3 protein-coding genes and 1 pseudogene are annotated in these 3,710 nt (G+C 65.9%); 2 read left to right on the plus strand and 2 right to left on the minus strand.

The features are described from left to right. A partial coding sequence (locus VFH65_RS09765) for a mechanosensitive ion channel family protein (RefSeq protein ID WP_353321017.1) occupies nt 1–426 on the minus strand: 426 nt, incomplete at its 3' end. 85 nt (nt 427–511) lie between these two features. On the opposite strand from VFH65_RS09765, the gene VFH65_RS09770 reads away from it, so the two are divergent. Then, nucleotides 512–1,636: an L-talarate/galactarate dehydratase gene (locus tag VFH65_RS09770; RefSeq protein WP_353321019.1), complete on the plus strand. Its 1,125-nt coding sequence runs from the start codon at nt 512–514 to the stop codon at nt 1,634–1,636. A 31-nt stretch (nt 1,637–1,667) separates the two neighbouring features. Then, a pseudogene (locus VFH65_RS09775) lies at nt 1,668–2,234 on the plus strand (FadR/GntR family transcriptional regulator); the annotation flags it as partial. Here the strand turns inward: VFH65_RS09775 and VFH65_RS09780 are convergent. Then, nucleotides 2,124–3,710 (minus strand): tripartite tricarboxylate transporter permease (locus VFH65_RS09780; RefSeq protein WP_353321021.1); only part of this gene is annotated, 1,587 nt, incomplete at its 5' end. The pseudogene VFH65_RS09775 and the gene VFH65_RS09780 overlap by 111 nt on opposite strands.

Here is a 3,710-nt window from a genome sequence, read left to right on the forward strand (position 1 = left end):
GGTGCTCACCGTCAGCTCAACCAAATCGCCGAAGCCGTACTGCTTCTCGGTGATGATGAAGAAACCACTGAGCAGATCCTGGACGATGCGCTGGGCGCCGAAACCGAGCGCGGCACCAAGCACCGCGGCGGGTGCCACCAGCGAACCGATCGGAAGCCCGAGTTGATTGGCGATGTCGACCGACACCATCACGTAGAGCAGCGCGATCGCCACCGATGAGATCACCGACGCGACGGCCCGCCGGTGTTTCACGCTTTCCGGGCGCAACACCGCGTCGGTGGCGTCACCCTGATCGAGTCGGCGGCTGATCCGCGTAGCCACCCACCGGATGACCCGTGTCGCGATCAGCGCGAAGACCACCACCAACGCGATGTGCAGGCCTTTTGTCAGAAACCACTGCGGAATCGATGCAAGTGTTGAGGACATACTCGCGCACGGCTTCCCGCTTCGGCGGGGGCCTCAAACACCAAACCACTTGTATGATGAGTTGGGCACACGTTATAGTAGTTTCATGTCCGATCGCATTCGCCACGTCAAGCTGTCCCACGTCGTCCTCCCGCTTCCTGCGCCCGTTAGTGACGCGAAAGTGCTTACGGGCAGGCAGAAACCGTTGACCGAGACGGTGCTGCTGTTCGTCGAGGTCATTACCGAACAGGGCTTCGAGGGGATGGGTTTCAGCTACTCGAAGCGCGCGGGCGGGCCCGCTCAGTACACCCACCTGGCGGAGATCGCGGATGTCGCGCTCGGCCAGGACCCGTCCGATATCGACCGGATCTACCAATCGCTGATGTGGGCTGGTGCATCCGTCGGGCGCTCGGGCGTCGCGACGCAGGCGGTTGCGGCGCTCGATGTCGCGCTGTGGGACCTCAAGGCCAGGCGCGCCGGCCTGCCGCTCGCCAAACTGCTTGGCGCGCATCGTGATTCCTGCCGCGTCTACAACACGTCCGGCGGATTCCTTCAGGCCTCGGTCGAGGAGATCAAGGAGAAGGCCTCCGCGTCGTTGGAGGCAGGCATCGGCGGCATCAAAATCAAGGTGGGCCAACCGGATTGGCAGACCGATCTGAAGCGAGTGGCGGCGCTGCGGGAACACCTCGGCGAGACGCCGTTCATGGTGGACGCAAACCAGCAGTGGGACCGCGCCAGGGCACGCCGTATGTGCCGCGCGCTCGAAGAGTTCGACCTGGTGTGGATCGAGGAGCCACTCGATGCGTGGGACGCCGTCGGCCACGCCGACCTGTCGCGCACCTTCGATACGCCGATCGCGACGGGCGAAATGCTCACGTCGGTGCCCGAACACATGGCACTGCTCGACGCGGGCTACCGCGGCATCGTCCAGCCCGACGCGCCGCGGATCGGGGGCATCACGCCGTTCCTGCGCTTCGCGACGCTGGCCGCGCACGCCGGCCTGGCGCTGGCGCCGCACTACGCGATGGAGATCCATCTCCACCTGGCCGCGGCGTATCCCACCGAGCCGTGGGTCGAACACTTCGAATGGCTCAACCCGCTCTTCGACGAGCGCATCGAGATTCGTGACGGCCGGATGTGGCTGCCGGAGCGGCCAGGTCTGGGCTTCACGCTCAGCGAGCGGATGCGCGCGCTCACCAAGGAGAGCGCCGAGTTCGGCACCCGGCGATGATCTGTTCGTGACTACGACACTGGCACAGCGGGTGGTCGCCGGGCTGAAGGGCAAGATCCTCGCCGGCGACCTCCCGCCGGGCCACAAGCTGCCTTCGGAAGCAGAGCTGATCGACGAGTATCGGGTCTCCCGCACGGTCGTCCGTGAGGCGGTGACCCGGCTGCGGGCGGAGGGCCTGGTCGAAACCTTCCAGGGCCGTGGCTCTTTCGTGCTTGCGATGCCCGAGCCGACGTCGTTCTCTGTCGAATCGGCCGCGATCCGCACACACCACGACGTCCTCGACATGATCGACTTCCGGCTCGGCATCGAGTGCGAGGCGGCCGCGCTTGCTGCCGCCCGTGTCGACGATGCCGGCGGTGCTGCGATCCGTGAGGCGCTCGACGCGTTCGTGAGCGCCGCACCAGAGGACCAGGTCGAGGCCGACTTCGGATTCCACCGGGCGGTCGCCGCCGCCAGCGGTAACCGCTTCTACCTCGAACTGCTGGACTCACTCGGTCCGATGATGATCATGCTGCCCCGGACCCGGCTCGGCGACGCGTACTCGCTGACCGACTCCGGCCACGTCGACCGGGTCCGGCGGGAGCACGACAGCGTCGCTGCCGCCGTCATCGCCGGCGACGCCGACGTCGCCAGGGCCGCGATGCGCGTCCACCTCGGCAACACCCGCAGGCGGGTCGACCCGGCCTGAGGACCGTCGGCTCCACAGATGCCGGATCACCGGCAGCAAAGCCAGGAGGACGAAGATCGCCAGGATGGTGCCGGATATCGGCCGGGTGATGAAACCCGTTGGGTCGCCGCCGAATATCAGCAGGGAACGGCGGGTGCTCGACTCGATGATGGAGCCCAGCACGAACGCCAGCACCATGGGTCCTGGGTCGAAGCCGGCCTTCTTCATCAGATAGCCGATCACGCCGAACGCGACCATCAAGTAGATGTCGAAGACGGAGTTGTTGATCGTGTAGACACCGAGAATCGTGATGAGCGCGGTGATCGGCGCAAGGATCGCGGGACGGACCCGCAGAATGCGAACGAACAACCCCACCAACGGAATCGAGAGGATCAGCAACAGCAGGTTGCCGATGTACATCGAGTTGATGACGCCCCAGAAGACGTCCGGGTGCTCGTCAACCAGCTGCGGACCGGGCGAGACGCCGAGGATCAGCAGCGCCCCGAACAGCATCGCCATCGACGCGTTGGCGGGCAGGCCGATCGTGAGCAGGGGGATGAACGACGACGTCGCCGCCGCGTTGTTGGCGGTCTCGGGTGCGGCGACGCCCTCCACCGCGCCGCGGCCGAAGCGCTCCGGAGTCTTGGACCGGCGCTTCTCCGTCGCATAGGCCACGATCGAGGAGAGCACCGCGCCGCCGCCGGGCAGAACACCGAGCACGAAGCCGATAATCGAGCCGCGGCCGATGGCTCCCGAGGATTGTTTGAGGTCCTTGCGGGACGGCCACACGTTGCCCACCTTGGTCGGTGGTTCGACCTTGCGGTGCCGCTGCTCGAGGTTGTAGAGGATTTCCCCGACGCCGAACAAACCCATTGCCACGACGACGAAGTCGATGCCGTCGGCGAGCGCCAGGCTGTCGAAGGTGAAACGTGAAGCGCCGCTGAAGCTGTCGCGTCCCACCGTGGCCAGCAGCAGACCGATGCACCCGGCGATCAGCGCCTTGAGCTTGTTACCGCTGCCGATCGTCGCGACGAGCAAGACGCCCAACAATGCGAGGGCGGCGTACTCCGGAGGGCCGAAGTCCAGGGCGATGCTCGCCACCACCGGGGCCAGCAGGGTCAGTCCGATGATCGAAATCGCCGCGCCGACAAAGGAACCGATCGCAGCGATGCCAAGTGCTGTGCCTGCCTTGCCCTGTTTGGCCAGCGCGAAACCGTCGAAGACGGTGACCACCGACGACGCCTCACCGGGAAGTCGTAAGAGTACCGACGTGATGGTGCCGCCGTACTGGGCGCCGTAGTAGATGCCCGCGAGCATTATGATCGCCGACACCGGGTCGATGGTGTAGGTGATCGGCAGCAGGATCGCGATGGTGGCCGCCGGACCAAGTCCGGGCAGCACGCCGAT

The organism is Mycobacterium sp. (assembly GCF_035697385.1).
GTDB lineage: Bacteria > Actinomycetota > Actinomycetes > Mycobacteriales > Mycobacteriaceae > Mycobacterium.

Bases quoted from the DNA above. Each gene is read 5' to 3' on its own strand.
- VFH65_RS09770 (WP_353321019.1), top strand. From the start codon at position 512: ATGTCCGATCGCATTCGCCACGTCAAGCTGTCCCACGTCGTCCTCCCG.